The following is a 25,647-nucleotide window of genomic DNA, read 5'->3' as shown; positions in this document are numbered from 1 at the left end:
TATCCGCGAGGAGGCATAAGGCTTCATCAGGGATAGATCGTCCCGCCTGCCTGCCAGTTCAAGAAGCGCCAAAGAGGTAACGCACCCGAGGGCGCATCGCGCTGTCGGATGTGGACCTCCGGGATCGCTTTATACCATAATGGGTCCCGGTCGGCGGCTCGCGTTCTGTAGATCGCGGATAGATTGGGGGAGCATTTATGGCTTTATGGCATCGCTGTCAAGCAAAAGCACCGCTAATGGCGCTCCCTGCCGCCAATCTGGCATGACATTTGCCATAAAGAATGGCAAATTCGCGCCGAGATCGAATCAACTCCAAAGGAGAAACGAATGGCATTCGTTGCCAAGGGTCGGTCATTGACCGCAGCAGCAGTTCTAGCAATCGGCATGATCGCCGGAACCGGCAGTGCCATCGCAGCACAATGCGGCAATGACGGCGCAGGATATAATGCCTGGCTGCAATCGACAATCAAGGAAGCGCAGGCCCGCGGCATCGGTCCGTCAGCGATCCAGGCTCTCTCCGGCACCAATTATGCCCGCGCTACGATCAACGCCGACCGCAACCAGAAAAGCTTCAAGCTGTCCTATGAGGAATTCAAGCGGGTCCGCGGCACCGACACCATCATCAAGCGTGGCCGCTCCATCAAGCAGCAGAATGCCGCCCTCCTCGCCAATATTGAAAAGCGTTATGGCGTTCCTGCCGGTCCGCTGATCGCCATCTGGGGCATGGAAACCGCCTTTGGCTCCTATCTGGGCAAACAGCATACGCTTTCGGCGGTCGCGACACTTGCCTATGATTGCCGCCGCAGCGCCTTCTTCACCGAGCAGCTTTATGCCGCGCTCCAGCTCATTGACCGTCAGGATCTTGCGCCCAATGCGATCGGCGCCATGCATGGCGAAATCGGCCAGACCCAGTTCCTGCCCGTCAATGTGCTCAGATATGGCGTGGACGGCGATGGCAGCGGCCACATAGACATGGTCGGCTCCAAGGCCGATGCACTTTATTCCACCGCCAATTTCCTCGTCGGCCATGGCTGGCAGCGCGGTGCGGGCTACCAGCCGGGCGAGCCCAATTTTGTCGCGATCCAGGGCTGGAACGCCGCAAGCGTCTACCAGCGCGCCATTGCCGAAATGGGCAAGGCCATCGACGGCAAATAACATCGTCGGTAATAATGAAAACGCCCGGAAGTTCCGGGCGTTTGCATATCCAGCGATGATAGAGCATTTCCAGCAAAAGTGTGAAGCAGTTTTGCGTCCGGATAATGCGTGAAAACAAATAGATAGAGCGGTTCCAACGATTCCGTTTAAACAGGAACCGCTCTAGATGCCGTTATCCATTAATCCGGGCGTTTGAAATCGCCCGTTTGCTGATCCATGACCCACAACTCTCCGGTCGAAATATCGAACCAGGCGCCGTGCAAGGTGAGTCTGCCCTTCTTCTCCAGAATATCGACGCAGGGGAAGGTGCGCAGGTTTTTCAGGGAATAGCGGATCGAGATGCGTTCCAGCGCCGTCTGCCGCTCTGTCTGCGTCATCAGCCCGTTGCTGCCGACCGCCGCTGCCGCAGGTGCTATCAGGCTCATCCATTTGCCGATGAAGTCGCCCGGTGAAAGCGGCTCGCTTTTGGTATCGAGCGCCGCCTTGATGCCGCCGCAGCGCCCATGGCCCATGACCACGATATTCTTGACCTTGAGGCTTTGGACCGCAAATTCCAATGCTGCGGAAGCTGCGTGAAATTCACCATCCGGCTCATAAGGGGGGATGAGATTTGCAACATTGCGCAAAACAAAAATCTCGCCCGGCGCCGTGTTGAAAATCGTTTCAGGCGCCGCGCGTGAGTCGCAGCACGCAATCACCAGCGTTTGCGGTGATTGCCCCTTATCGGCCAATTCCCGATAACGCGCCGTTTCATGCGAAAAATGCTCGCTCATGAAGGTGCGATAACCGGCAAGCAATGTCTCTGGAAGATCTACCATGCCTGTCCATTATCCTGATCGAAAATCGAGAGCAACGAAAAAGCGCGTAACACGCAATTTTTACGCTTGCGCCCCAAGGCTCCCCCCTACGCCCACCCCCTACGCCCGCCCCCTATGCCCGAAGGCCTTTTGTCGGATGAACCAGCCGCCGCATCTGCACCATGGCCATCGGCGAGGACAGGCTGGCCGCATCGGCCTCCAGCATGAGTTCGTCCGCTCCGCGCTTTGCCGCGCGCGCCATGATCTCGAAAACCGCAGCCGTCGTGCTTTGCAGCATCTTCTCGTCGGAAAATCCCGCCAGTTTTCGCGCCAGAAGCAGCGCCGCCGTAAGATCGCCCAGCCCGTTGGTCGGCCCTTGCACGCAGCGGTGCTCAGCCATCAGGGCAAGCGTGGGTGTGAGCAGAATATTGCCGGTGCTTCCCCCCATCAGTGGAAAGGCCGACGTCACCAGCGTAGTGGCAGGCCCTATTTCCAGAGCCGCCTCCATCAGCGCCTTGTTATCTTCAAGCGCCACCCCCGTAAGCCATGCAAGCTCGAAACGATTGGGCGTCGCAATATCGGCGAGAGGCAGCAGGTCATCGCGAATGCCGGTAGCCGTTGCCTCGGGCACGTAAAGCCCCTTCAGATCGCCGATCACCGGATCGCACAGATAAAGGGCCTTGGGATTGCGCGCCTTGACGGCGCGGACCAGCCCGGCAATGGCCTGTACCTGTTCGGAATGCCCAAGATAACCGGTCAATACCGCTCCGACCTCACCCAGCCATGGCGCGCGTTCAAGATCCTGCATCAGACCTGCAAATTCCTGCGGCGGCGGCACGATACGCCCCGCCGGTCCGTGTCCCGGATGCCAGGGCAACACCACGGTCGGCACGGCCCAAACGGGAAAGCCGAGTGATTCCAGCGCGAAGACCGCCGCGCGATTGCCGACGGAGCCGCGCACGACATGGCTTGAGATGACGATAACGCTTGTTGCGTCCGAAGATGCAGGAAATGCCATGACGATTCAGCCTTGCAGGAGATAGGTGACGAGCCAGACGATGATCGCCAATGTGATGAAAAGGCCCAGCACGCGCCCGATGCGGGTGGCCCAGACCTCGACAGGATCGGCCGTGTCGGCATCATGCGCCGAAAGATGGCTGGCGGTGCGGGAAAAGCCGCGCTGCACCATGGTTTCCATGGCACTCGATTCGCGCTCCATCCGCTCCAGTATGCGGCGAGACTCTTCCTGGTCTTGCGTCCGCGCCCCCGGTCTTTTGCCGCTTTCGTCTTTTGCTGCCTGCCGCCGCTCGGCCATGATATGCCTGTCTGTCGATATTGGTGCATGATCCGGGCAGGACCTGACCAGCCTGCCCGGATCATTTCTCCAACATCACGCCCGGCGCGCCCTTGTGCAAGCAGAATCGTCATGCCGTCACACAAGCTTCATTTTTCTCCCGCGCAGCAAAGCGAGGACGCGCAAGCAAACAAATCGTCTGGGGTTACTTCATCGTCGGAATAACAAACTCCGCGCCGTCTTTCACGCCAGACGGCCAGCGCGAGGTGACGGTCTTGGTCTTGGTATAGAAGCGGAATGCATCCGGGCCATGCTGGTTGAGATCGCCGAAGCCGGAAGCCTTCCAGCCGCCGAAGGTGTAATAGGCAATCGGAACCGGGATCGGCACATTGATGCCGACCATGCCGACCTGCACGCGGCTTGCGAAATCACGCGCCGCATCGCCGTCACGGGTGAAGATGGCGACACCATTGCCATATTCATGATCATTGGGCAGAGCGAGCGCTTCTTCGTAATTCTTGGCGCGCACGATGGAAAGAACCGGGCCGAAAATCTCTTCCTTATAGATGCGCATATCCGGCGTTACATGGTCGAACAGGCAGCCGCCCATATAGAAACCGTCTTCATAGCCCTGCATCTTAAAGCCACGACCATCGACGACGAGCTTCGCGCCTTCCTCGACGCCAAGATCGACATAATTGCGCACGCGCTCAAGCGCTTCCCGCGTGACCAGCGGACCGTAATCGGCGGAATTGTCGGTCGAGGTGCCGATTTTCAGCGCCTCGACGCGCGGAACCAGCTTTTCCATCAGGCGGTTAGCAGTATCTTCGCCAACCGGCACCGCGACCGAAATCGCCATGCAGCGCTCGCCCGCCGAACCATAGCCCGCACCGATCAGCGCATCGACGGTCTGGTCCATATCCGCATCCGGCATAATGAGAAGATGGTTCTTCGCACCGCCAAAGCACTGCACGCGCTTGCCGTTCGAGCAGCCGCGGCCATAGATATATTTCGCAATCGGCGTGGAGCCGACAAAGCCGATAGCCTGCACATCGGGATCGTCGAGCAGCGCATCAACCGATTCCTTGTCGCCATTGACCACGTTGAAAATACCTGCCGGAAGACCCGCTTCCATGAACAGTTCGGCAAAGCGCATCGGCACGCCCGGATCGCGTTCGGAAGGCTTGAGGATGAAGGCATTACCGCAGGCAATCGCAGGGCCAGCCTTCCAGAGCGGGATCATGGCCGGGAAATTGAACGGCGTGATGCCGGCGACGACACCAAGCGGCTGGCGCATGGAATAGGTATCGATACCCGTTCCGGCATTATCGGTGAACTCACCCTTGAGCATATGCGGCGCACCAAGGCTGACTTCGACCACTTCAAGGCCGCGCTGAATATCGCCCTTCGCATCGGCAATGGTCTTGCCATGCTCACGCGCCAGCAATTCGGCAAGGCTGTCATATTCGGCCTCGACCAGTTCGATGAACTTGCGCAGGATACGCACGCGGCGCTGCGGATTGGTGGCGCCCCATGCCGGCTGTGCCGCCTTGGCATTTTCCACTGCCGCGCGCACCTCTTCCTTGGTTGCAAGCGCCACCTTGGCCTGCACCGAGCCGTCGAGCGGCTGGAAGACATCGGCCGTGCGGCCGCTCTTGCCTGCGACATGCTTGCCGCCGATAAAATGTCCGATATTACGCATGGATAGACCTCCCTGAAAGTCATAAAAGGGCAAAAGACCCTGTTCGTGCTTCATCATCGCTCTGCAAATTATTGATTGCAAGGCACTGAAAAGCGTATCCGTTGTGCGTTTTTTATAGTAATCGTCAAAACATGAACTGGGATGATATACGCATATTTCTTGCCGTCGCGCGTTCAGGCCAGATTCTGGGCGCTGCAAAAAGGCTCGGCCTCAATCATACGACCGTTGCCCGCCGCCTGACGGCGCTCGAAACCGCGCTTTCAACAACCCTTTTAACCCGTCGCACCAATGGCTCAACACTGACACAGGCGGGCGAGGAATTCCTGCTTGCCGCCGAACGCATGGAAGCAGAGATGCTTTCCGCCCGCGCGCAGGTCGGCAATGCCGATATTGCGGTTTCCGGCACAGTGCGAATTGGCGCACCCGACGGGTTCGGCGTCACATTTCTGGCACCGCGGCTGGCGCGGCTCACCCGGCAATATCCCGATCTGACGGTCCAGCTCGTGCCCGTGCCGCGTTCCTTTTCGCTCTCGCGCCGCGAGGCGGATATAGCGATCACGGTCGAGCGCCCCGAACAGGGCCGGCTGGTTGCGCGCAGGCTGGTGGATTATACGCTCGGCCTCTTTGCCCATCGCAGCTATCTCGAAGAATATGGAATACCCCAAAGCGTGGAAGATCTGAGCGCCCATCGCCTCATCGGCTATGTGGAGGATCTGGTCATCAATGCCTCGCTGGCCTATGCCTCCGAAATCAGCCGCGACTGGAAACCCGATTTTGAAGTGTCCAGCGCCCTGGGCCAGGTCGAGGCCGTGCGCGCCGGGGCCGGTATCGGCATTCTTCATTCCTTCATTGCACGCGCCGATCCCGATCTGGTGCCGGTGCTCGCAGATCGGGTCATCCGCCGCGCCTATTGGCTGACCTATCATGAATCCGCACGCACATTGCGCCGCGTAACAGCCGTCTCCGCCCTGATTTCAGAACTGGTCGAGAACGAAAAATCGCTGTTTGCCTGATCTATCGTTTCAGCAGCCCATAGGCCACCATCGCGCCGATAATCGTCACCGAGGGGACGAACAGCGCATCCAGTCCCATCAGCGCATGGCAGGCACCACCGAGAACCGCGCCCACCATCAGCGCGAACCACACGGAAAGATGCTGCACCCAGCGCCATTTGGGCGTCTCGCCGCGCAGCGAACAGGCAAGGTCGGCGGCAGCATTGAACAGCGTGCCGGTCACATAGGTAACACCCAGACGCGCCGCCCCGATCGGCTGCACCGCCGCATTTTGCGCACCCATGGCGGCGGCAAGAAGCAGGATGGGCTGTATGACGAGCGCGCCCTCGCGGCGCAGCACAGTGAGGATAATGAGCATCGCAACGACGCTTCCCATGACGATCAGGCTGCCCCGCTTGCCATAGGCGCGCACGGTCAGCGTGCCTATGAAGGCACCTGCGAAAAACAGGATGATCAACGCAGCCGGAAACCAGATGATGACGCGCCCCAATATGCCCGGCTGCCCCGCAAGGCCGATGCCGAGTTGCGTGGTGTTGCCGCTCATGAAGGAAGCGAAAAAACCGCCCAGTTGCAGGAAGGCGATCGCGTCGACAAAACCAGCCGATGCGGTCAGCACCAGACCGAGCGCCAGTTTGGAATTGGGTGTCATGGCTCTTTTCAAAAAAGCGACCCGGCAAACTTCCGCCGGGCCTGCTAAAGCATGTCGCCCGAAAGCGGGAACCGGTTTCGGGATAACGACATGCGTAAAAACAAAAACTTAAAGCGTAGGGAGCGAATCTGAAAGATCGCGACACGCTTTAAGTATGACGTAAACCGCTCAGACGCGTTTGATGATGCGCAGGATGAGCAGCAATATGGCGGCACCGATAAAGGCGTTGATGATCGCGGCGATAATGCCGCCGCCAATGGCAAAGCCAAGACGCGGCAACAGCCAGCCTGCGAAAAATGCACCGATCACGCCGACGATGATATTGCCGATCAGGCCGAAACCGCCGCCCTGCACGACTTTTCCTGCAAGCCAGCCGGCAACCAGGCCCACAAAAAGGAATACAAGAAGACTTCCAATATCCATGTTTATTCAGTCCCTCTCAAAATGCGGCATCGAAAGATTGCGCCGCCATCCTGCGTGAGTTGACATGAAGTTGCCCGGCCAGACAAGAGGGGGTAATAAAATTATGGCGCAAGATGGCGGAATGCGGCGACGACCTCCTCATAGACCTTGCGTTTGAAGGGCACGATCAGCTCCGGCAATTGCGCCATCGGCTTCCATTCCCACATGTCGAATTCGGCTGTATGCCCGCCGGGCGGAGGATTGATTGCGACCTCGCTTTCATCGCCCTCGAAGCGATAGGCGAACCATTTCTGCGTCTGGCCGCGATATTTGCCCTTGAGCGCCCTCCCGACCAGATGCGGCGGCAGGTCATAATTGATCCAGTCCGACGCCTCCTCAAGCAGGGAAACGGATTTCATTCCGGTTTCCTCGTAAAGCTCGCGCAGGGCCGCTTCCACCGGTTCCTCGCCCTTGTCGATACCGCCCTGCGGCATCTGCCAGAGCTGGGTCGATCCGTCGAGTTCATCCCCCGGAATGATGATCCGCCGCCCGGCCCAGACCAGCCCCGCGCCATTGAGCACCATCAGCCCCACACAGCGGCGATAGGGCAGGCTTTCCGGGTCGACGGCCTCTTTATGCTTCGACATTTTTTGCTCCATGATTGCTGTCGATCATCCTGGACGCAAAAGCGCGGAAGCGATTGGCTCCCGCGCTTTTGCATGTCACTCGTTCTACAAGGCGATCAGTTCAGAACGCCCTTCTTGGGATCGGGCGGGAAGGCGGCATTGGCCACTTCGCCGCGCAGGAGCTTCAGCGCTTCATTAAGCTGAATGTCATCCTTCGGCTCGGCGGGAACATAAGCGGCGGAACCCGATCCCTCGTCATCCTCGTCATTGCCCTTGATATGGCCCTTGAGTTCGGATTCACCCCGCACCACGTCCTCGCCGCGCAATTCTGGCGGCAATGGCTGTTCGATCTTGATGTCGGGCGTAATGCCCTTGCCCTGAATCGACGTGCCCGACGGCGTATAATAAAGCGCCGTGGTCAGGCGCAGCGAGCCGTTTTCGCCCATCGGGATGATCGTCTGCACCGATCCCTTGCCAAACGACTGCGTGCCCAGCACCGTCGCGCGGCGATGATCCTGCAACGCGCCCGCGACGATTTCGGACGCACTGGCCGAACCGCCATTGACCAGCACGATCACCGGCTTGCCATCGGCAAGATCACCCTTGCGCGCATCGAAGCGCGTCACATCCTGCGGATCGCGACCGCGGGTGGAGACGATTTCGCCCTTGTCGAGGAAGGCGTCGGACACGGCCACCGCCTGATCGAGCAGGCCGCCCGGATTGAGGCGCAGGTCGAGCACATAGCCCTTGAGCTTGTCAGCAGGCACCTTGTCCTGAACGTCCTTGATGGCCTTCTTGAGATCGTCCGCCGTCTGCTCGGTAAAGGAGATCACGCGCAGATAGCCGACATCGTTCTCGACGCGGTAACGCACCGCCTTGACCTTGATAATGGCGCGATTGATGGAAAGCACGATCGGCTTATCCGCGCCCTGGCGGATAATCGTCAGTTCGATCGGCGAGCCGACTTCACCGCGCATCTTGTCAACCGCATCGGTCAGGCTGAGGCCACGCACTTCCTGCCCGTCGATCTTGGTAATGAGATCACCTGCCAGAACGCCCGCTTTGGAAGCAGGCGTGTCGTCGATGGGCGCAATGACCTTGACAAGATCGTTATCCATCGTGACTTCAATGCCAAGTCCGCCGAACTCGCCCTTGGTCTGCACGCGCATATCCTGCGCGGCTTCCGGGTTGAGATAGGAGGAATGCGGATCGAGAGAGGTCAACATGCCGTTGATCGCGCTTTCGACCAGCTTCTTGTCGTCGGGCGGCGTCACATATTGCGCGCGCACCCGCTCGAAAATATCACCGAAGAGAGCCAGTTCCTTATAGACGTCTGCGTCCTTGCCCGCAGCGAATGCGGAAGTTGCTGGCGTACCCTGGACCATCACCATAGCTGACGCCCCCAGCAGGGCTCCGGCGAAAAGCAGCGACAGTTTACGTATCATTTTGTGCCTTTCCAGAAAGCCGTTTCGTCCACCATGGGGCCGGATCAACGGGTTTTCCATCCTTTCGAAACTCAATGTAGAGCAATGGCGAACCGTTGCCCACCTCTATCGGCGCAACACTTGCAAGAAGTTTTTCTCCCATTGCGCCGACAGGCTCACCCGCCAATACGAACTGGCCTTGCGCCACATCGATTCGGCCCATGCCAGCCATTACGACATGATACCCGTCGCCAGCATCCAGGATCAAGAGTTGCCCATAAGATCTGAATGCGCCTGCATAGAGTACAACGCCATCGGAAGGTGACGTAATCGTGGCAATGGGCAAGGTTTCGACCACCTCGCCCATCATATGACCACCTACGCCATCATTTTCGCCAAATTGACGAATTGTCTTGCCCGCCGCAGGCAGCGCAAGCCGCCCGCGCAACGATGCGAAATCGATCTGCGCATGCAGGCGGTTTTCTTCCGGCGCGCTTTCCCCTGCTCTTTCGCGCGCTTTCGCCAGCCGTTCCGCCTCCGCTTTTCTCGCGGCTTCCGCAGCATCACGCACGCTCGCCATCTGCTCGTCGAGCGTATCGATCAGCTCCTTGAGGCTGCCCGCCTTCGCGGCCAGTTCCTCGGAACGCTGGCGCTGGGCTGCGATCTCCTGCTCCGATTGCGCCTGCAATTTCTTCTTCTCTTCCAGCAGGAGCGACTGGCGCTTCTGCTCCTGCGCCTGCGCGCTGCGCGTCTCGCTCAGCTTCTGCTGCTCCTGCGTGATCGACGCCGTGACGCGCTGCATATCCTGCAAATCACCGGTCAGTTCTTCGACCTGCCCGCGCATTTCCGGCACAACCGCGCCAAGCAGAACCGCGCTGCGCACTGAAGCCAGCGCATCATCGGGACGCACCAGAATGGCAGGCGGCGGGTTCAGCCCCATGCGCTGCAAAGCCGCCAGCACCTCCGCCAGAATGGCGCGGCGCGCGCGCAATGAAATGCGGATGCCCTCTTCCTGCTCATGCAGAGAAACGAGCCTGTCGGCAATATCGGCAATATCCTGCTGTAATTTCTTGTCGGTCTTGGCCGACTGGATCAATGCCGCCGTAATGGTCGCCTGATCCTTTTTGAGCGCCGCCACCTCATCCTCAAGCTGCTTGAGCCTGTCGCCGGTGACCGACATTTCGCTGTTGAGCTTTTCATATTCCTGCGCTGCCTGCTCGCGCTGCGCCTGCAATCCGTCTTCGGTCAGCCCCGTCCCCATCGCCGCAAAAAGACCGGCCACGACAAAGCCCGCCCGCAACATGGCAGGCAATAAGGGCTTTATGTGAAGGCGAACAGAATTCATGACGCGCTATATCAATGATGAAGGGCCAAAACTAGCGGCATATCATTAAGGATTTGTTAGCCATGATCGATCACGAGCGATGATAGGGATGCCCGCTTAGAATGGTCGCCGCGCGATAAAGCTGTTCGGCAATCAGAATACGTGCAATCTGATGCGGCCACGTCAATGCGCCCAGTGCAAGAACGAGATCGGCGCGCGCACGTAACTTGGGATCATGTCCGTCCGGACCGCCGATGGCAACGATCAACTGTCGTTTGCCCTCATCACGCATATGGCCGATACGTTGAGCAAAATCTTCCGAGCCAAGTGCCTTGCCGCGCTCATCGAGCAGGATCAGCGCAGCACCATTATCCAATGCTTCGTAGATGCGCTGCGCTTCTTCGCTTTTGCGCAAATCCGCCGTCTGGCCCCGGCTTTCCGGAATTTCGCTCACCCCGGCAAATTCCAGTCCCAGCGGCGGGCCCGCCTTGGAAAACCGATCAAAATAACGCTCGACCAGTTCCCGTTCGGGGCCGGCTTTCATCCGGCCCACGGCAAAAACGCTCACACGCATGGCACCCTCAATATGGCAGGTCGATCAGTGGACGGTTCCCGTCGCCCGATCATCATCATGCCCATCGTCCAGCCAGATTTTTTCCAGATTGTAAAAATCCCGGACTTCCGGATGGAAAATATGAACGATGATGTCGCCCGTATCGATGAGAACCCAATCGCCCGACTCAAGCCCTTCGACCCGAAGGTTCTTGCAGCCCATTTCGCGCAGCGCCTCCAGAAGATGCTCTGCGACCGAGCTGACATGACGATGCGAGCGTCCCGACGCGACGATCATATAATCGCCGATCGAAGATCGTCCGCGAATGTCGATGGGGATGATGGATTCCGCCTTGGAATTTTCGAGACTGGCCAAGGCCGCGTCGAAGGTCTGGGACACGAAAGCCATTTCGTTCATCCCGACCGTTGAAGGCGCGTGGTGAGCCTTCTTCTCAAGTGCTGTTCTCAGTGTATTTCCTTTCCGACCAGAACAACGCAGTGCGGCAATCATAAGCACCGCACACCCTAAAATAGGCCCAATCCCGGGTTGTTTTCAAGGGTTGCGGACAATTATGGCCGTTCACTTTTTCAGTTTTCCCTTACGCAATGCGCTGGAAGACAGCGAGGAACGCGGGCCATGGATGAAAGTCCACGCTGGCGGCGTCCGTCTTGCCAGCACCGGCGCATAGCGCTCATCAAGGCGGCTGTCGGAGAATGTCTGCGCCATGCGCGACGAAAGACCGGCGAGCGTCGATCCGGGACGGTCGATGACCGCAATCGGAAAATTCCGTGCAATCTCGCGCCAGCGCTGCCAGTGATGGAATGTGGCAAGATTGTCCGCGCCCATCACCCAGACGAAATGCACCCCCGGATTGGCTTGGCGGATCAGCGCCAGCGTATCCGCCGTATAGCGCACATGAAACGCCGCCTCCAGCGCCGTCACCTTGATGCGCGGATCGCCTGCTACCGCCTCACTCTGTTTGAGCCTTTCCGCGAGCGGGGCAAGCTCGCGCTGATCCTTTAGCGGATTGCCCGGCGTTACCATCCACCAGAGCTGGTCGAGCTTGAGCCGCCGCAGCGCGATTTCCGCCACCAGCGCATGCCCGCCATGCGGCGGATTGAACGACCCGCCAAACAGCCCCACCGTCATGCCTTTCTCGACATGCGGCATGCGCAGATAATGCGCATCAACGCCCGGATAGCTCGCCTTTAATGCTGGAAGCCCGAAGCCGAAACGCATCAGCTACGAACTTGTCCGTTACCACGAACACGATATTTGAACGAGGTCAGCTGTTCGACGCCGACCGGCCCGCGCGCATGCATCTTGCCGGTCGCAATGCCGATTTCCGCCCCCATGCCGAACTCGCCGCCATCGGCAAATTGCGTCGAGGCATTGTGCAGCAGAATGGCCGAGTCGATCTCATTGAAGAAACGGCCGACTGCCTGCGCATCCTCCGCGACGATGGCCTCCGTATGATGGGACGAATAGCGGTTGATATGCGCAATTGCACCGCCGATCCCATCGACCAGCGCCACCGAAATGATCGCATCGAGATATTCGCTCGCCCAGTCCTCATCCGTTGCAGGAATGGCGGCGGGATAAAGCACCCGCACCTCTTCGCTGCCGCGTATCTCACAGCCCTTTGCCGCCAGATCTTCGAGGACCGGTACAAGATGGGTCGAAGCCGCAGCACGATCAACCAGCAGGGTTTCGGTCGCACCGCAAATGCCGGTGCGCCGCATCTTGGCATTGACGGCGATCTGCCGCGCCATGTCGGGTTCGGCAGAACCATCGATATAAAGATGGCAGATGCCTTCCAGATGCGCAAAGACCGGCACCCGCGCTTCCGACTGCACGCGCGCAACAAGGCTCTTGCCGCCGCGCGGCACAATCACATCGATAGCGCCATTCAAACCTTTAAGCATTTCACCGACCGCCGCGCGGTCCGTCACCCGCACGATCTGGATGGCGTCAGCCGGCAGACCACCCGCTTCCAGCCCTGCGACCAGCGCCTTGTGAATGGCAGCCGACGAATGCGCCGAATCCGAACCGCCGCGCAAAATCACGGCATTGCCCGCCTTGAGGCACAAAGCGCCCGCATCTGCCGTCACATTGGGGCGGCTTTCATAGATCACGCCGATGACACCAAGCGGCGTGCGCACGCGCTCGATATGCAATCCGTTGGGACGATCCCATTCGGCAATCACCTCGCCGACCGGATCGGGCAGCGCGGCAATGGCGCGAATGCCTTCGGCAATGGCTCCAATGCGGCTTTCGTCGAGCGTCAGCCGGTCGATAAAAGAAGCCGCCATTCCGCTTTGCGCTGCATTGGCAAGATCGATCCTGTTGGCATCGAGGATGGCATCGCTGTTTGCGATAATCGCATCGGCGGCAGCGTGGAGCGCCCTGTTTTTCTGTTCCGTGCTGGCAATGGCAAGGGGCGCGCTGGCAGCTTTCGCCTTGCGGCCAACCTCGGCCATGATCTGCGCAATATCGTTAGCCATATCCGGTTTCGTCAGCATTCCCGTTCCCTCAAGCCTCCTCGACCTCGATGGATGCGGCTGCACCGCGAACCACCAGATCATTGCGATGGATCATTGCCGCGCGCGCATCATAACCAAGAATGGCGCTGATCTCATCGCTTTTATGCCCGGCGATTTTACGCGCATCCTCTGCATCATAGGCGATCAGCCCGCGCGCGATCTCACGCCCGTCCTCATTGAGCACAGCCACCGTATCACCGCGCTCGAAACGCCCTTCAATCTCCCGGACGCCAGCAGGCAAAAGCGACTTGCCCGATTTCAGCGCCTTCGCGGCACCGGCATCGACCCTTAGCCGTCCCGCCGGTTCCAGATTGCCGGAAATCCATGTTTTCCACGCATTGACCGGCGCATTTGACGGCTCGAACAAGGTCGCCCGCTCGCCACGGTCGATTGCCGAAAGCGGCGCCATGCGGGTTCCCGACGTGATGATCATCGCGGTTCCGGCGGCATTGGCGATTTTGCCCGCATCAAGCTTTGTTTTCATGCCGCCGCGCGAAAGTTCGGACGCAGCCGCCCCCGCCATCGCTTCGATCTGCGGCGTGATGGCCTCGACCAGCGGCAGAAACTGCGCATCGGGGTTCTTGTGCGGCGGCGCGGTGTAAAGCCCGTCAATATCCGAAAGCAGGATCAGAAGATCAGCCCCCATCATGGTCGCAACACGCGCCGCCAGCCGGTCATTGTCGCCATAGCGGATTTCCGTGGTCGCGACCGTATCATTCTCATTGATGACCGGCACCGCCTTGAGCTTCAGAAGCGTATCGATGGTGGCGCGGGCATTGAGATAGCGGCGACGCTCCTCCGTATCGGAAAGCGTAACGAGAATCTGGCCTGATTTGATGCCATGACCGCCCAGCACATCGGCATAGGCCTTGGCCAGCGCGATCTGGCCAGCCGCCGCAGCCGCCTGGCTTTCCTCAAGCTTCAATGCCTTTTTCGGCAGACCAAGCACGGTGCGGCCAAGCGCGATGGCGCCCGAAGACACGACCAGAACCTCGACGCCCGCATTGTGCAATACGGCAATGTCATGGCCAAGGCTTTCAAGCCATTCGCGTTTCAGCCCGCTGGCGCGGTCGACAAGCAGCGCCGAGCCGATCTTGACGACGATGCGGCGATAATCCTTCAATTGCTTCAGCATAGTCCCGTTCCCTCGCCGCATGCCGAAATTCAATCGTCAGCAGACTGCGCCTCTGTTTGCGCGCCCGCTTCCTGCGCACGGCTCTCATCGATAATGGACGCCAATTGCCGCAGCGCATCGTTGAGCCCCTCATGGCTGACCGCCGAAAGCAGCAGCGGCTCGCGCCCGCACGCTTTCTTCAGCGCCTTGGCCTTTGCCTTGCGTGCGTCCGGGTCGAGCGTATCGATCTGCGACAGGGCCACGATTTCCCGCTTGTCCGCAAGCCCGTGCTCATAGGCTTCAAGCTCCCCGCGAATGACATTATAGGCTTTCGCCACATCTTCTTCCTGTGCTGACACCAGATGCAGGAGAACCCGCGTGCGTTCGACATGGCCAAGAAAGCGATCGCCAAGGCCCACGCCTTCGCTCGCGCCCTCGATCAGCCCTGGAATATCGGCGATGACGAATTCACGCCCGTCAACCCGCGCAACGCCCAGATTGGGATGCAGCGTGGTGAAAGGATAGTCCGCAATTTTTGGCTTCGCCGCCGTAACGCTTGCAAGAAAGGTCGATTTGCCTGCATTGGGCAGTCCCACCAATCCGGCATCGGCAATGAGTTTCAGCCGCAGCCAGATTGTGCGATCGATCCCCTCCAGCCCCGGATTGGCGCGGCGCGGCGCGCGATTGGTCGATGTGGTGAAATGCAGATTGCCGAAACCGCCATTGCCGCCCTTGGCCAGACGATAGCGCTGGCCGACCTCGGTAATATCGCAGATCAGCGTCTCATTATCTTCCTCGAAAATCTGCGTGCCCACCGGCACCTTCAGCACGACGTCGTCGCCCTTGCCGCCCGTCAGGTTGCGCCCCATGCCGTGCATCCCGGTCTTGGCGCGAAAATGCTGCTGATAGCGATAGTCAATGAGCGTATTGAGCCCATCGACCGCTTCCACCCAGACATCGCCGCCGCGTCCGCCATCGCCGCCATCGGGTCCGCCAAATTCAAGAAACTTCTCGCGACGGAACGAAACAGCCCCCGCTCCGCCCGCGCCGGAGCGGATATAGACCTTGGCCTGATCGAGAAATTTCATTGATCTCTACCTCTTGCGGCATACCCGCATTCCAAAACTATTCTGGCATCGCGCCTGAACAAGCGCGCTGCCGATTGCAATTACAGCAAAACCCGCGCCCTGCAAACCATCGCAGGGCCGGGAATGTGCCAAGGAGAGGCGAAACCCCGCAAAATGCGCGGGGCGCGCGCGCTCCGCGCCGCCGCCTTCTCCTTATGCCTGCCAGCTTCTCAGGCCGATCCATGTGCTGCGGTCAAGCACATAGCGCTCGACAGCGACATTTCCGGAGGCAAGCGAATCTCCCATGCCCATGGCGCTGAACTGGAAGCCGCATTTGTGGATCACGCGCCGCGAACCGCTATTGGTGACGCGGCACGATATATGCAGCCGTTCGATGGCGGTTGCGCGGAATGCCAGATCGATCAGCGCATGGGCAGCCTCGGTGGCAAACCCATTGCCCCAATAGGGTTCGCCCAGCCAGTAGCCGATCTCCAGGCCTTCACCATGCTTATGCGCATGGATGCCGCAACAACCCATAAAAATGCCGGTTTCCGCTTGCGTGATCGCGTAGATGCAGTTGCCCATCTCGCCTTTTTGGGTGCGTTCGACAAAGTCGAGCGCATTATCGCGCGTGTAGGGATGCGGCATACGGGCAAGCATGTCGGCAACGCGGATATTATTGGCGAGATGAGAAATCGCATCCACGTCTTCTTCATGGGGCGGGCGCAGGACCAGCCTTTCCGTGACGAGAACGGGGCAATCCAGTTCGTAAGCGAGCCTCGGCGATAATTCCGAAGCCGAAGCGTCCTCATGCCTGCTACAGCTTTCGTAACAGTCTTCTTCCAATGTTTCGACAACCATTTTTCGTTCCTCCAGATGCAAAAAGGGAAGATGGTAGTCCCATCTTCCCTTCGATCTTTTGGCTTGGCTGCCATATGCACCGGGTCCAATGGGACGCCGGTGCTTATAAGAGTGCCCGGCTTACTCTGCTGCTTCCGCGATCGGGTCGACCGACACATAGGTGCGGCCATTGGCTTTCGCGCGGAAAGACACCGAACCCTGCGTAAGCGCAAACAAGGTGTGATCCTTGCCCATGCCCACATTGGCGCCCGGATGCCATTTCGTGCCGCGTTGGCGCACGATGATGTTGCCGGCGAGCACTGCTTCACCGCCAAACTTCTTCACGCCAAGGCGTTTGGATTCTGAATCGCGACCGTTGCGCGAGGAACCGCCAGCTTTTTTGTGTGCCATTGGTGTTCTCCTTTAATCTCTCTGTTTACTCAGCCGACTCGGCCTTGGCTGCGGCCTTCTTGGGCGCTGCCTTCTTCGGCTTTGCGGCTGCGCCTTCAGCGGCGGCTTCTGCCTTCGGAGCTTTCTTTTCGGCGGCCTTCTTGGAAGGCTTCGCACCGTCGGTGAGAATCTCCGAGATGCGGATCGTCGTCAGTTCCTGACGATGGCCACGGGTACGCTTGGAGTTCTGACGGCGACGCTTCTTGAAAGCGATGACCTTGCGGGCGCGGCCCTGCTCGACGACTTCGGCGGTCACAAGCGCGCCTTCGACAAGCGGAGCGCCAACGGTCGTGCCGACCATCAGGACTTCTGCAAATTCTACGACATCACCGGCTTCGCCAGCGACTTTTTCGACCTTGATGAGATCGTTTGCGGCAACGCGATACTGCTTGCCACCGGTTTTAATGACTGCGAACATTTGTTTTCCTTTCGGTTGTTCGGTCCAGCTCTCATTTCTGCGACTTTCGCGTCGTAGTCATGGGCCGTCTTTTTATCAGTCGGGTGAATTTTGAAGCTTTTCAGCCCCTTGATCAAAGCCTCCAGCGATGGATTCTCCAATCAAAACAATAAGCGCGGCTGATGCCACGCATAAAGTTGGGTGCTTATAGATGCAGGGCAGCGAAAAAGTCAAGGTTTTTTGTCTTTAAACGCAAATTAGGTCTTGTCTAAATGCGTTTGTCTGGTTATTGAGCCGCTGCACGCTCGGCATTCGCTTTTTGATGCTCGTTACTGTGCGATTCTTCATGGATCGTTTTACAGTGCTGCAAAACGCGGAGAGGTGGCTGAGTGGTTGAAAGTACCGCACTCGAAATGCGGCGTGGGGGTAACTCCACCGTGGGTTCGAATCCCACCCTCTCCGCCATTTTTCTTATCCCCTTGAACACAATCCGCATCAGGGCAGCCAATCCGCATCAGGGCAGCATTGAGCCGGTTTCGATAAAGCGCTGGTGCCAGGATAAAGCTTCGTTCAACAGGCCGGGCGTTTGCAATCCATAAGAGCCAGCAAGGGCGCGCGTGAAATAGTCTTGCAGCGCGGGCCGGTAGGTGGGGTGCGAGCAATTATCGATAATCACCCGCGCACGCTGCTTGGGAGAAAGCCCGCGCAAATCCGCAAGCCCCTGTTCGGTCACCAGCACCTGAACATCCTGATTGATGTGGTCCACATGGCTTGCCTGCGGCACGATCGCCGAAATCTTGCCGCCCTTGGCGGTCGATGGCGTCATGAAGATGGAAATATAGGCATTGCGCGCGAAATCGCCCGAACCGCCAATACCATTCTGAATGCGCGATCCCATGATATGGGTCGAATTCACATTGCCGTAAATATCGGCTTCAATCAGGCCATTCATCGCAAGACAGCCCAGGCGGCGGATCAGTTCGGGATGATTGCTGATCTCCTGCGGGCGAAGCACCATACGGTCGCGATAGCGCGCCATATCACTATTAAGCCGGCTGGCAGCTTCCGGGCTCAGCGAAAAGGCCGTCGCCGAGGCCATGCGGAGCTTGCCCGCATCCAGCAGGTCGAGCATCCCATCCTGAATGACTTCGGTAAAGGCCGTCATATTGTCAAACGGGCTGTCGATCAGGCCCATCAGCACGGCATTGGCGATATTGCCGACACCGGACTGGATCGGCAGCAGCGAAGCTGGCAAGCGCCCCCTGGCCACCTCGTGACGGAAGAATTCCAGCAGATGCCCGGCAATCGCCTGCGCCGCGTCATTGGGCGGCGAGAATGGCAGATTGCGATCGGGCGCATCGGTTTCAACGATGGCGACGATCTTGTCGGGGTCGCAGCGAAAGGCTGTCTCGCCGATCCTGTCGTCCGGTCGCAGCAAGGGAATGGGCACACGATGCGGCGGCAGCGCTGTGCCATAATAAAGGTCGTGCATGCCTTCGAGTGCAGTGCTTTGCCAGCTATTGACTTCGAGGATGATCCTGTCCGCGCGCTCAAGCCAGGTCTTGTTATTGCCGACCGAGGACGAAGGAACCAGCGAGCCATCGGGCCGGATGCCTGAAATCTCGACGATAGCGGTATCGAGCGGCCCCAGAAAACCCTGCCAGGCCATTGGCGCGACCTGCGAAAGATGCATGTCGAAATATTCCATTTCGCCACGATTGATTTTTTCCCGGGCAATGGGATCGGAATTATAAGGCAGCCGGAATTCGATACCATCGGCCTTGGCAAGCGCCCCATCCAGTTCCGGCCCGGTGGAGGCGCCCGTCCATACCCGCAGATGGAAGGGCTTGCCGGCTGCATGTTCCGCTTCGATTCTGGCGGCAAGCGCAAGCGGCACGGCCTTCGGATAGCCCGACCCGGTAAAGCCGCTCATTCCAACCGTTGAACCATTGCTGATCAACGACGCCGCATCTTCTGCGGTCATGATGCGTGAACGCAGGGTTTCATTGGCTATTCGAGACATCTTGCCTCCACTTCTGTTGGAATGCTCGGGACATGATCAATGCATATCGTTGAGTAAGCCCCGGTTTTTGGGGTGTCAATGACTACCAACGACTACCAACGGTTAGTAAAGCAGGCGATCAAGGCGCGCACGCATATCGATTATGGTTTCTTCCAGCGCCCGAATGAAAATCGAGGCGAAAGGCCCGCGCTTGGCCGGTTCCGGCTGCCAGATATGGACATGATAGGCAATCTTGTGGGCAAGCGGTCGCACGCACAGGCCATCGCCGTGAAAGGCCAGCGCGGTCAGCGGATTGACGATAGATACGCCCAATCCGGAGCGAACAAGCGAGCCGATGGAAGGCGCTGTCGTCGTTTCGATGAGCAGCCGCCGCGAAATATTGGCGCGCGAAAAAAATGCATCTACCTGCCTGCGATAGGAATCCTCTTCCGAATAATAAATGAAGTCCTGACCTGCCAAATCCTGCGGGTGCAGCACATCGCGCTGCGCCAGATGGTGCGAGACGGGCATCACGCAGACCAGATCACCGGCATAAAGCGCGATGGTGGATGAGGCGGTTCGGTCGAACTTGCCTTCCACGATACCCAGATCGAAAAACTTGCTGACCAGATCGCGGGTCAGGGCAGCCTCTTCCAATGAATGTATCTTAATGGATGTTCCGGGCAGTTGCGCCAGAAACAACCGCAGCGCCTGCGGGATCAGCGCATGGGCGAATGCGGGCAGGCAGGCGATGGAGAGCCGCTTCAACCGGTCTTCGCGAATGGCCTGCGCGGTGCGGAAAATCTCGTCGAGACTTACGAATGAGCGCTGCACGACAATATTGAGGGCAATCGCCTGCTGGCTTGGCTCCAGTTTGCGGTTTTGACGATAAAAGAGCTGAAAGCCGACTATCTCCTCGATGTTTTTCAATTCGCGACTGATCGTCGGCTGCGACGAGAACAACTGCTGCGCGGTAGCCGTAATATTCAGCGTCTGCATGAGAGACTGAAAAATTTCCAACTGCCTGTGTGTCAGCCGCATCAAGCCTGTCCTCTTCCGTGCATTCACCCCGCTCCAGCCACAAGTTAACATATCAAAAATGAATGATATGGGCCAAATATTGAATTTGACGAATATAAAACCCTTGCTAGCATATGAGGACATCAAAAAGGCGGACCAACCGCCTGCACGGGGAAAAAATGGGGCTTCAGCTGTTATCAGGCCGGCAGGCATTGATGGACATATGGTTTTGCGGGGCGGCGACAGCCCGGGGCGAACGGTTTGCCCGTCGCGAATGGTTTGACTGTTCCCGGATGCATATTCATAAGCGCCTTTCTGCTTCGCCATTCAGAGAAGGGAATCAGCGCATTGGTTGATTGCGGCATTTTTGATTCTGCGTCGGCCCGGGGACGGCCATTCGTAAAACTCCATGGTCTGGGCAATGATTTTGTGGTTGTCGACGGACGCCATCAGCCACTCTCCCCATCCCCCCGCACAGTCATGCAGGTATGTGACCGCCATATTGGAATTGGCGGCGATCAGCTGCTGGTGATCGAGCAGCCCGCATCGCCCCAATCCACGATCCGTCTGCGGATTTACAATATCGACGGCGTCGAGGCGCAATCCTGTTTCAACGCAGTGCGTTGCGTGGCCTGGCTGTTGATGGAAGAAAAGGCCGCAGACACCATTATCGTCGAGACACTGGGCGGCTTGATCGAAGCCACGCGTGCGGGAGATCGTCGCGTGAGCCTGCGGATCGATGATATTCGCTATGAGTGGCAGTCGATCCCCCTTGCCGGTCCGCTTTCGCAAGCGGGCGCAGCCCTTGAGAACGGACCGCTTCGCAATCCGTTTGCCGTCAATCCGGGCAATCCCCATCTGGTCTATTTCGTTCCCGATCTGGGCGCGCTCGATGCCGCGGCTCTGGCCGACCCGATACAAAAAAGCCGGTATCTGCCGCAACAGGCCAATATCGACATTGCCGAAATCCTCTCGGACGGACATATTCGGCTTGTCGTTTATGAACGGCCGGGCATTCTCACCCAGGCTTGCGGCAGCGGCGCCTGCGCGACAGTCTTGGCAGCGCATCGAAAAGGTCTTATGCAGGGCATGCAGGCGAAGGTGGATATGCCGGGGGGCAGTCTTGATATACGCATCATCGGGGAAAATTCGGTCTTGCTGACGGGGGATGTCGCCATTTCATTTTATGGGATCAGCGCATGGGAGTTGGCTTGATCATGTCCGACAAAGCATTCATTACGGTCAAGGACGTTTCGAAGACGTATCCCGCCACCCGCAATGGCAAGGCGCATCGCGCACTCATAGATGTGTCTTTTTCTGTCGAGAAGGGCGAGGTTCTGGTCATTATCGGCCCGTCCGGCTCCGGCAAGAGCACCCTGCTGCGCACGCTCAACGCACTGGAGGCGACCGATTGCGGGCTGATTGAAGTCAACCGCATGGAGATTTCAAATCCAAAGACGAATCTGAATGCCGCCCGGTCGGAAATCGGCATGGTTTTTCAGCATTTCAACCTGTTCCAGCACAAGACCGCACTGGAAAATGTGGTTCTGCCGCAAACCGTGGTGCTCAGGCGCACCCGCGAAGATGCCACCCGGCGCGCACGCGACATGCTGGCCAAAGTCGGGATCGCTGACCGGGAGGGTCACTATCCGAGCCAGCTTTCTGGCGGGCAGCAGCAGCGCGTCGCCATTGCAAGGGCGCTGGCGATGAACCCGAAAGTCATGCTGTTCGACGAGGCAACCTCCGCCCTTGACCCTGAAATGGTCGGCGGCATTCTCGAACTCATGAAGAATCTCGCCCGCGAAGGCATGACGATGGTCGTCGTCACCCATGAAATGGGCTTTGCGCGTGAAGTGGCGGACCGGGTCATTTTCATGGATGAGGGCCAGATCGTGGAAGTGGGAACGCCGGTCGAGCTATTTTCCAGTCCGAAGCAGCAACGCACCAGGAGCTTCCTGGAGCAAATCCTGTAAACCGATCTATCCAGAGGGAGAACTGAAATGGGTATCTTCAAAAAGTTTTTCGTATCCATCGCCGCCATGGCGGGGCTGACAGCCGCTGTATCTGCCGCCCAGGCCGACGAAATGGACGATATTCTCAAGCGCGGCGAAATGCGCGTCGCCGTGCAGACGCAGGGCGCGCCTGTGAGCTTCATCAACAAGGACGGCAAGCAGACCGGCCTTGCCGTGGAACTCGCGCGCATGATGGGCGAAGACCTCGGCGTCACGGTGGTCTTTCAGGATTACGACTGGAAGGGCCTGATTCCGGCGCTGCTCGCGGGCAAGGTCGATATGATCGCCGCCGACATGACCCCGACACCGCAGCGTGCCGCACAGCTTCTGTTCTCAACCCCGATGTTCTATGAAGAGACCGTTGCAGCCGCCCTCAAGGATTCGCCCTATACGAAATGGGAAGATCTCAATCAGGCCGGCCTCAACATCGGCTCGACGCAGGCCAGCTCCTATAGCGATGCGATCAAGAAATTCCTGCCCGAAGCAACGCTGAAGGAATATACCGGCGGCACCGCTGCCGTTTCGCAGGCCCTTTCCACAGGCCGTCTCGACGGCCTTGTGTCAGACCTTGGCAACGTCTCCAACTTCCTCAATGATTTCGACAATCTCAAGCTGCTGGATGGCATCATCGTCAAGAACCCGCTTTCCTTCGCGGTCCGTCCCGATGCCTTCCATCTGAAGATGTGGCTCGACAATTACGTGGAACTGATCACTTCCGACAAGCGCCTGGAGAAACTGGTCAATTACTGGTGGAACACCACCGATTGGGAAAAAGACCACAAATAATCACCTCATGGCCCTGCCCCGGACGAAGCCCGCCTTCATCCGGGGCAGGACATTTCCGGCAAACGAGCCTTCAACATTGACGCAGGCGAACCTGCGTCATGCGGAATACAAGGTTTATTGATGTCGTCTTTCATACTGGATTATTATAATTATCGCATTGTCGCACAATATTATGACGCCTTCATCCGGGGGCTTGGCAATACGATATGGGCGGCATCGATAAGTCTGGTCCTGTCTCTGATACTGGGCACGATTCTGGCCATTTTGCTGTTCAGCAAGTGGGCCGTCCTGCGCCAGTTGATCCATGGCTATATAACCTTCATCCGCGGGACACCGCTTCTGGTGCAGATTTATCTCGTCTATTTCGGCTTGCCGGTGCTGTTTCCGTTTACCCTCAAATGGCCGGAAATGAGTCTGGGCATTGCAGCGCTTGTGCTCAACTGCGCGCCCTATATGTGCGAGATCATCCGCACGGGAATCGAAAGCGTCGCGCGCGGTCAGGTCGAGGCTGCCAAGGCTGTCGGCATGAGCTACGGCCAGAGATTGCGTCACATCGTTCTGCCGCAGGCTTTCGCCAATGTGATACCGCCGGTGATCGGCCAGACCGCCGTTCTCATCAAGGATACCTCGCTTTTGTCGCTCATTACGGTCTTCGAACTGACGAGCGCGGGTATTCTCCTCAACAGCGAGCGCGTGCGCCCCAATGAAGGCTTTCTGACGATCGCGGTCGCTTACCTTGCCATATATCTGCTGGTGCTGTTGCTCTCCCACGCCGTTAAACAAAAACTGGCCGGACCGGCATGGAACGTGAAGGGCTGACAGGATGGAATATTACTGGAACCTCACCATCTCGATCCTGCCTTTTCTCTGGCAGGGTTTTAAGGAAACCTTCGTCGTCTCGCTGGTCGCCATTCTCGCTGGCTCGCTGATCGGTGCGCTCGTCGGTATAGTCCGCAGCTACAGGGTGCCGCTCCTGTCGCAACTGTTCGCGCTCTATGTACACTGCTTGCGTGGAACGCCATTTCTGGTTCAGCTCTATGTATTCTATTTCGTCCTGCCCAATACCGGACTGGAATGGCTCAACTGGAGTTCGCAAACCGCCGCATTCGTCGCCCTCTCGCTCTACACGTCAAGCTATGTTGCCGAAATCGTGCGCGGTGCTATCGATGCGGTCCCCAAAGGTCAATGGGAGGCAGCAACCTCGGTCGGCATGAACCAGATGCAGCGCCTGTGGCATATTATTCTGCCGCAGGCCCTCAAGCTGACCATAGCCCCCATGAGCAGCGTATATGTCATCATCATCAAGAGCACGGCGATTTTGTCCGTCGTGGGCATCGCCGAACTGACCCGTCAGGGCGAAGTGACGATATTGCGTTACCCGCGTGATATTCTCTTCATCTATGGCCTGATTGCCGTGGTCTATTTTATTTATTGCTATCCGGTTCTGCGCTTTTCCAAATGGGCTGAAAACCGTATCAACAACACGCCCCGCCTCTCACTCGATTGATTGAAACCGTCCGGGCGCCAATCCACATCTGCATGATTTTTTGATCATGCAGATAGGGTCATTGCGGCAGAGGGTTTCGTCCAGTGCATTTGGGCAAACGCATTAAATACAACAAAGGAAGCCGACTCACTGAGCTGCTTCCACTTGGCTTCGATCCCATAGGATGGTGATTGGGCCGCACGCTCCTGATAATTTCGTTTGAGGAGGCCCCATTCCAGCCCCTTACTGGCGGCCATATATACTTTCGCAACCAGTATTTTTGATGCCTCCAAACTGCCCCTTGAATGCAAAAAAGCCCCTATCCGAAGAAAGGGGCTTTTTCGTAATCGATTAATTTAACGATCTTATTTTGGTTGCGGGGGCAGGATTTGAACCTGCGGCCTTCAGGTTATGAGCCTGACGAGCTACCGGGCTGCTCCACCCCGCGTCAAGGTGTTTTACTGTTGTCCGGCCTGGATAGTTTACTGCGTTTTTTTGCGCTGATGGGTTCTGTTTGTATGATTTGAGAAGATGCTTTTTTTTGTGTGCTTGGCAGACCTGGCAGCGACCTACTCTCCCGCGTCTTGAGACGAAGTACCATTGGCGCTGGAGCGTTTCACGGCCGAGTTCGGAATGGGATCGGGTGCAGCCGCTCCGCCATAACCACCAGGTCGGCGAAGAACACAAATATGAGAAGCTGGATTAGGAGAATAAGGCAGTAGGTGAGTATGTTTACTCACTGCTTTACTCGCTTTCCCGTCTTTCATGCACTGATAAGCAATAAGCACACGACTGTGTGCCGGCGCTTGTGCGCCGCCCCGTCCGGAGCGAAGCGGCGAAGCCGCGACAGCGTGAGGACAGAAGTTAAAGCTGTCATTCATCGAACTTCGTTCGATGGATACAGATAATGAGAATGATCAAGTCGATCGAGCTATTAGTACCGGTAAGCTGCATGCGTTGCCGCACTTCCACACCCGGCCTATCAACGTGG

At 58.1% G+C, this 25,647-nt stretch carries 28 protein-coding genes, 2 tRNA genes and 2 rRNA genes; 8 read left to right on the top strand and 24 right to left on the bottom strand.

The window, feature by feature from the left end; translation table 11 throughout:
• Positions 1-327 precede the first annotated feature (327 nt).
• On the top strand, positions 328-1,155 hold the full coding sequence (locus tag DKP76_RS14870; RefSeq protein WP_109707594.1) for a lytic murein transglycosylase: 828 nt from the start codon (positions 328-330) through the stop codon (positions 1,153-1,155).
• A 179-nt stretch (positions 1,156-1,334) separates the two neighbouring features.
• Here DKP76_RS14870 and DKP76_RS14865 read toward each other — a convergent pair whose 3' ends face one another.
• The 4 genes from DKP76_RS14865 to DKP76_RS14850 all read right to left on the bottom strand — a co-directional run bounded on the left by DKP76_RS14865 (position 1,335) and on the right by DKP76_RS14850 (position 4,948).
• Positions 1,335-1,973: a carbonic anhydrase gene (locus DKP76_RS14865; protein ID WP_109707593.1), complete on the bottom strand. Its 639-nt coding sequence runs from the start codon at positions 1,971-1,973 to the stop codon at positions 1,335-1,337.
• A gap of 112 nt (positions 1,974-2,085) precedes the next feature.
• Positions 2,086-2,970, bottom strand: coding sequence for a pyridoxal kinase PdxY (pdxY, locus tag DKP76_RS14860; RefSeq protein ID WP_109707592.1), 885 nt, complete (start codon positions 2,968-2,970; stop codon positions 2,086-2,088).
• A 6-nt stretch (positions 2,971-2,976) separates the two neighbouring features.
• Positions 2,977-3,267 carry a hypothetical protein gene (locus tag DKP76_RS14855; RefSeq protein WP_109707591.1) on the bottom strand — a complete coding sequence of 97 codons (291 nt, stop codon included), beginning with the start codon at positions 3,265-3,267 and terminating at the stop codon, positions 2,977-2,979.
• 184 nt (positions 3,268-3,451) lie between these two features.
• The gene (locus DKP76_RS14850) at positions 3,452-4,948 is read right to left on the bottom strand and encodes a CoA-acylating methylmalonate-semialdehyde dehydrogenase (protein ID WP_109707727.1); all 1,497 of its coding nucleotides are present in this window, start codon (positions 4,946-4,948) and stop codon (positions 3,452-3,454) included.
• A gap of 131 nt (positions 4,949-5,079) precedes the next feature.
• Here DKP76_RS14850 and DKP76_RS14845 point away from each other — a divergent pair, with 131 nt between their 5' ends.
• Entirely contained in the window at positions 5,080-5,961 is an 882-nt protein-coding gene (locus DKP76_RS14845) for a LysR family transcriptional regulator (protein ID WP_109707590.1), read from the top strand.
• 1 nt (position 5,962) lies between these two features.
• On the opposite strand, the gene DKP76_RS14840 is transcribed toward DKP76_RS14845, so the two are convergent.
• The 14 genes from DKP76_RS14840 to rplU all read right to left on the bottom strand — a co-directional run bounded on the left by DKP76_RS14840 (position 5,963) and on the right by rplU (position 17,371).
• Complete coding sequence (locus DKP76_RS14840) at positions 5,963-6,610, bottom strand: YoaK family protein (protein ID WP_109707589.1); 648 nt, start codon at positions 6,608-6,610, stop codon at positions 5,963-5,965.
• 168 nt (positions 6,611-6,778) lie between these two features.
• The gene (locus tag DKP76_RS14835) at positions 6,779-7,033 is read right to left on the bottom strand and encodes a GlsB/YeaQ/YmgE family stress response membrane protein (protein ID WP_109707588.1); all 255 of its coding nucleotides are present in this window, start codon (positions 7,031-7,033) and stop codon (positions 6,779-6,781) included.
• A 101-nt stretch (positions 7,034-7,134) separates the two neighbouring features.
• Positions 7,135-7,659 (bottom strand): RNA pyrophosphohydrolase, encoded by a 525-nt coding sequence (locus DKP76_RS14830; protein WP_109707587.1) that lies wholly within the window; start codon positions 7,657-7,659, stop codon positions 7,135-7,137.
• Positions 7,660-7,754: 95 nt separating this feature from the next.
• Positions 7,755-9,083: a S41 family peptidase gene (locus tag DKP76_RS14825; protein WP_109707586.1), complete on the bottom strand. Its 1,329-nt coding sequence runs from the start codon at positions 9,081-9,083 to the stop codon at positions 7,755-7,757.
• Positions 9,073-10,407, bottom strand: a complete 1,335-nt coding sequence (locus tag DKP76_RS14820) for a murein hydrolase activator EnvC family protein (RefSeq protein WP_109707585.1) — start codon at positions 10,405-10,407, stop codon at positions 9,073-9,075. The genes DKP76_RS14825 and DKP76_RS14820 overlap by 11 nt, the downstream gene beginning before the upstream one ends.
• A gap of 70 nt (positions 10,408-10,477) precedes the next feature.
• Complete coding sequence (gene rlmH, locus DKP76_RS14815; protein ID WP_109707584.1) at positions 10,478-10,960, bottom strand: 23S rRNA (pseudouridine(1915)-N(3))-methyltransferase RlmH; 483 nt, start codon at positions 10,958-10,960, stop codon at positions 10,478-10,480.
• A gap of 24 nt (positions 10,961-10,984) precedes the next feature.
• Entirely contained in the window at positions 10,985-11,356 is a 372-nt protein-coding gene (gene rsfS / locus DKP76_RS14810; RefSeq protein WP_245410250.1) for a ribosome silencing factor, read from the bottom strand.
• A gap of 162 nt (positions 11,357-11,518) precedes the next feature.
• Positions 11,519-12,178: a nicotinate-nucleotide adenylyltransferase gene (locus DKP76_RS14805; RefSeq protein ID WP_109707582.1), complete on the bottom strand. Its 660-nt coding sequence runs from the start codon at positions 12,176-12,178 to the stop codon at positions 11,519-11,521.
• Positions 12,178-13,461, bottom strand: a complete 1,284-nt coding sequence (locus DKP76_RS14800; RefSeq protein ID WP_109707581.1) for a glutamate-5-semialdehyde dehydrogenase — start codon at positions 13,459-13,461, stop codon at positions 12,178-12,180. The genes DKP76_RS14805 and DKP76_RS14800 overlap by 1 nt, the downstream gene beginning before the upstream one ends.
• 10 nt (positions 13,462-13,471) lie before the next feature.
• On the bottom strand, positions 13,472-14,617 hold the full coding sequence (proB, locus tag DKP76_RS14795) for a glutamate 5-kinase (protein ID WP_109707580.1): 1,146 nt from the start codon (positions 14,615-14,617) through the stop codon (positions 13,472-13,474).
• Between the two features lie 29 nt (positions 14,618-14,646).
• Complete coding sequence (obgE, locus tag DKP76_RS14790; protein ID WP_109707579.1) at positions 14,647-15,684, bottom strand: GTPase ObgE; 1,038 nt, start codon at positions 15,682-15,684, stop codon at positions 14,647-14,649.
• A gap of 192 nt (positions 15,685-15,876) precedes the next feature.
• The gene (locus DKP76_RS14785) at positions 15,877-16,524 is read right to left on the bottom strand and encodes a GNAT family N-acetyltransferase (RefSeq protein WP_109707578.1); all 648 of its coding nucleotides are present in this window, start codon (positions 16,522-16,524) and stop codon (positions 15,877-15,879) included.
• A 120-nt stretch (positions 16,525-16,644) separates the two neighbouring features.
• Positions 16,645-16,914, bottom strand: coding sequence for a 50S ribosomal protein L27 (gene rpmA / locus DKP76_RS14780; RefSeq protein WP_109707577.1), 270 nt, complete (start codon positions 16,912-16,914; stop codon positions 16,645-16,647).
• A 25-nt stretch (positions 16,915-16,939) separates the two neighbouring features.
• Entirely contained in the window at positions 16,940-17,371 is a 432-nt protein-coding gene (rplU, locus tag DKP76_RS14775; RefSeq protein ID WP_109707576.1) for a 50S ribosomal protein L21, read from the bottom strand.
• 354 nt (positions 17,372-17,725) lie between these two features.
• On the opposite strand from rplU, the gene DKP76_RS14770 reads away from it, so the two are divergent.
• Positions 17,726-17,815, top strand: a tRNA-Ser gene (locus DKP76_RS14770).
• A gap of 49 nt (positions 17,816-17,864) precedes the next feature.
• Here the strand turns inward: DKP76_RS14770 and scpC are convergent.
• Together scpC and DKP76_RS14760 are read right to left on the bottom strand one after the other, a co-directional pair.
• Positions 17,865-19,373 carry a succinyl-CoA:acetate CoA-transferase ScpC gene (scpC, locus tag DKP76_RS14765; protein WP_109707575.1) on the bottom strand — a complete coding sequence of 503 codons (1,509 nt, stop codon included), beginning with the start codon at positions 19,371-19,373 and terminating at the stop codon, positions 17,865-17,867.
• A gap of 102 nt (positions 19,374-19,475) precedes the next feature.
• Positions 19,476-20,393, bottom strand: a complete 918-nt coding sequence (locus tag DKP76_RS14760) for a LysR family transcriptional regulator (RefSeq protein WP_109707726.1) — start codon at positions 20,391-20,393, stop codon at positions 19,476-19,478.
• Positions 20,394-20,720: 327 nt separating this feature from the next.
• Here DKP76_RS14760 and dapF point away from each other — a divergent pair, with 327 nt between their 5' ends.
• From dapF to DKP76_RS14735, 5 genes are all read left to right on the top strand, one after another.
• Positions 20,721-21,587 (top strand): diaminopimelate epimerase, encoded by an 867-nt coding sequence (gene dapF, locus DKP76_RS14755; protein ID WP_109707574.1) that lies wholly within the window; start codon positions 20,721-20,723, stop codon positions 21,585-21,587.
• 2 nt (positions 21,588-21,589) lie between these two features.
• Positions 21,590-22,345 carry an amino acid ABC transporter ATP-binding protein gene (locus tag DKP76_RS14750; protein ID WP_109707573.1) on the top strand — a complete coding sequence of 252 codons (756 nt, stop codon included), beginning with the start codon at positions 21,590-21,592 and terminating at the stop codon, positions 22,343-22,345.
• A gap of 27 nt (positions 22,346-22,372) precedes the next feature.
• Positions 22,373-23,170, top strand: coding sequence for an ABC transporter substrate-binding protein (locus tag DKP76_RS14745; RefSeq protein ID WP_199224819.1), 798 nt, complete (start codon positions 22,373-22,375; stop codon positions 23,168-23,170).
• Between the two features lie 120 nt (positions 23,171-23,290).
• Positions 23,291-23,989 (top strand): amino acid ABC transporter permease, encoded by a 699-nt coding sequence (locus tag DKP76_RS14740; RefSeq protein ID WP_109707572.1) that lies wholly within the window; start codon positions 23,291-23,293, stop codon positions 23,987-23,989.
• Positions 23,990-23,993: 4 nt separating this feature from the next.
• On the top strand, positions 23,994-24,677 hold the full coding sequence (locus DKP76_RS14735) for an amino acid ABC transporter permease (protein WP_109707571.1): 684 nt from the start codon (positions 23,994-23,996) through the stop codon (positions 24,675-24,677).
• A 44-nt stretch (positions 24,678-24,721) separates the two neighbouring features.
• Here DKP76_RS14735 and DKP76_RS19230 read toward each other — a convergent pair whose 3' ends face one another.
• The 4 genes from DKP76_RS19230 to DKP76_RS14715 all read right to left on the bottom strand — a co-directional run.
• A complete protein-coding gene (locus DKP76_RS19230) occupies positions 24,722-24,913 on the bottom strand; it encodes a hypothetical protein (RefSeq protein WP_109707570.1) in 192 nt (63 codons plus the stop codon).
• Between the two features lie 114 nt (positions 24,914-25,027).
• A tRNA-Met gene (locus DKP76_RS14725) sits at positions 25,028-25,104 on the bottom strand.
• Between the two features lie 108 nt (positions 25,105-25,212).
• Positions 25,213-25,327 (bottom strand): 5S ribosomal RNA (rrf, locus tag DKP76_RS14720).
• Positions 25,328-25,569: 242 nt separating this feature from the next.
• Positions 25,570-25,647: ribosomal RNA gene (locus DKP76_RS14715) — 23S ribosomal RNA — on the bottom strand; the annotation flags it as partial.

It is taken from the genome of Falsochrobactrum shanghaiense (assembly GCF_003149535.1).
In the GTDB taxonomy this organism is placed as follows: Bacteria; Pseudomonadota; Alphaproteobacteria; order Rhizobiales; family Rhizobiaceae; genus Brucella; species Brucella shanghaiense.
The sequence above is the reverse complement of the archived record's forward strand: the minus strand, read 5'-3'. Positions and strand labels throughout refer to the sequence as shown.

Coding starts and splice junctions, on each gene's coding strand:
- DKP76_RS14870 (WP_109707594.1), top strand. CDS start 328: ATGGCATTCGTTGCCAAGGGTCGGTCATTGACCGCAGCAGCAGTTCTA.
- DKP76_RS14865 (WP_109707593.1), bottom strand. CDS start 1,973: ATGGTAGATCTTCCAGAGACATTGCTTGCCGGTTATCGCACCTTCATG.
- pdxY (WP_109707592.1), bottom strand. CDS start 2,970: ATGGCATTTCCTGCATCTTCGGACGCAACAAGCGTTATCGTCATCTCA.
- DKP76_RS14855 (WP_109707591.1), bottom strand. CDS start 3,267: ATGGCCGAGCGGCGGCAGGCAGCAAAAGACGAAAGCGGCAAAAGACCG.
- DKP76_RS14850 (WP_109707727.1), bottom strand. CDS start 4,948: ATGCGTAATATCGGACATTTTATCGGCGGCAAGCATGTCGCAGGCAAG.
- DKP76_RS14845 (WP_109707590.1), top strand. CDS start 5,080: ATGAACTGGGATGATATACGCATATTTCTTGCCGTCGCGCGTTCAGGC.
- DKP76_RS14840 (WP_109707589.1), bottom strand. CDS start 6,610: ATGACACCCAATTCCAAACTGGCGCTCGGTCTGGTGCTGACCGCATCG.
- DKP76_RS14835 (WP_109707588.1), bottom strand. CDS start 7,033: ATGGATATTGGAAGTCTTCTTGTATTCCTTTTTGTGGGCCTGGTTGCC.
- DKP76_RS14830 (WP_109707587.1), bottom strand. CDS start 7,659: ATGTCGAAGCATAAAGAGGCCGTCGACCCGGAAAGCCTGCCCTATCGC.
- DKP76_RS14825 (WP_109707586.1), bottom strand. CDS start 9,083: ATGATACGTAAACTGTCGCTGCTTTTCGCCGGAGCCCTGCTGGGGGCG.
- DKP76_RS14820 (WP_109707585.1), bottom strand. CDS start 10,407: ATGAATTCTGTTCGCCTTCACATAAAGCCCTTATTGCCTGCCATGTTG.
- rlmH (WP_109707584.1), bottom strand. CDS start 10,960: ATGCGTGTGAGCGTTTTTGCCGTGGGCCGGATGAAAGCCGGCCCCGAA.
- rsfS (WP_245410250.1), bottom strand. CDS start 11,356: ATGAACGAAATGGCTTTCGTGTCCCAGACCTTCGACGCGGCCTTGGCC.
- DKP76_RS14805 (WP_109707582.1), bottom strand. CDS start 12,178: ATGCGTTTCGGCTTCGGGCTTCCAGCATTAAAGGCGAGCTATCCGGGC.
- DKP76_RS14800 (WP_109707581.1), bottom strand. CDS start 13,461: ATGCTGACGAAACCGGATATGGCTAACGATATTGCGCAGATCATGGCC.
- proB (WP_109707580.1), bottom strand. CDS start 14,617: ATGCTGAAGCAATTGAAGGATTATCGCCGCATCGTCGTCAAGATCGGC.
- obgE (WP_109707579.1), bottom strand. CDS start 15,684: ATGAAATTTCTCGATCAGGCCAAGGTCTATATCCGCTCCGGCGCGGGC.
- DKP76_RS14785 (WP_109707578.1), bottom strand. CDS start 16,524: ATGGTTGTCGAAACATTGGAAGAAGACTGTTACGAAAGCTGTAGCAGG.
- rpmA (WP_109707577.1), bottom strand. CDS start 16,914: ATGGCACACAAAAAAGCTGGCGGTTCCTCGCGCAACGGTCGCGATTCA.
- rplU (WP_109707576.1), bottom strand. CDS start 17,371: ATGTTCGCAGTCATTAAAACCGGTGGCAAGCAGTATCGCGTTGCCGCA.
- scpC (WP_109707575.1), bottom strand. CDS start 19,373: ATGTCTCGAATAGCCAATGAAACCCTGCGTTCACGCATCATGACCGCA.
- DKP76_RS14760 (WP_109707726.1), bottom strand. CDS start 20,393: ATGCGGCTGACACACAGGCAGTTGGAAATTTTTCAGTCTCTCATGCAG.
- DKP76_RS14750 (WP_109707573.1), top strand. CDS start 21,590: ATGTCCGACAAAGCATTCATTACGGTCAAGGACGTTTCGAAGACGTAT.
- DKP76_RS14745 (WP_199224819.1), top strand. CDS start 22,373: ATGGGTATCTTCAAAAAGTTTTTCGTATCCATCGCCGCCATGGCGGGG.
- DKP76_RS14740 (WP_109707572.1), top strand. CDS start 23,291: ATGTCGTCTTTCATACTGGATTATTATAATTATCGCATTGTCGCACAA.
- DKP76_RS14735 (WP_109707571.1), top strand. CDS start 23,994: ATGGAATATTACTGGAACCTCACCATCTCGATCCTGCCTTTTCTCTGG.
- DKP76_RS19230 (WP_109707570.1), bottom strand. CDS start 24,913: ATGGCCGCCAGTAAGGGGCTGGAATGGGGCCTCCTCAAACGAAATTAT.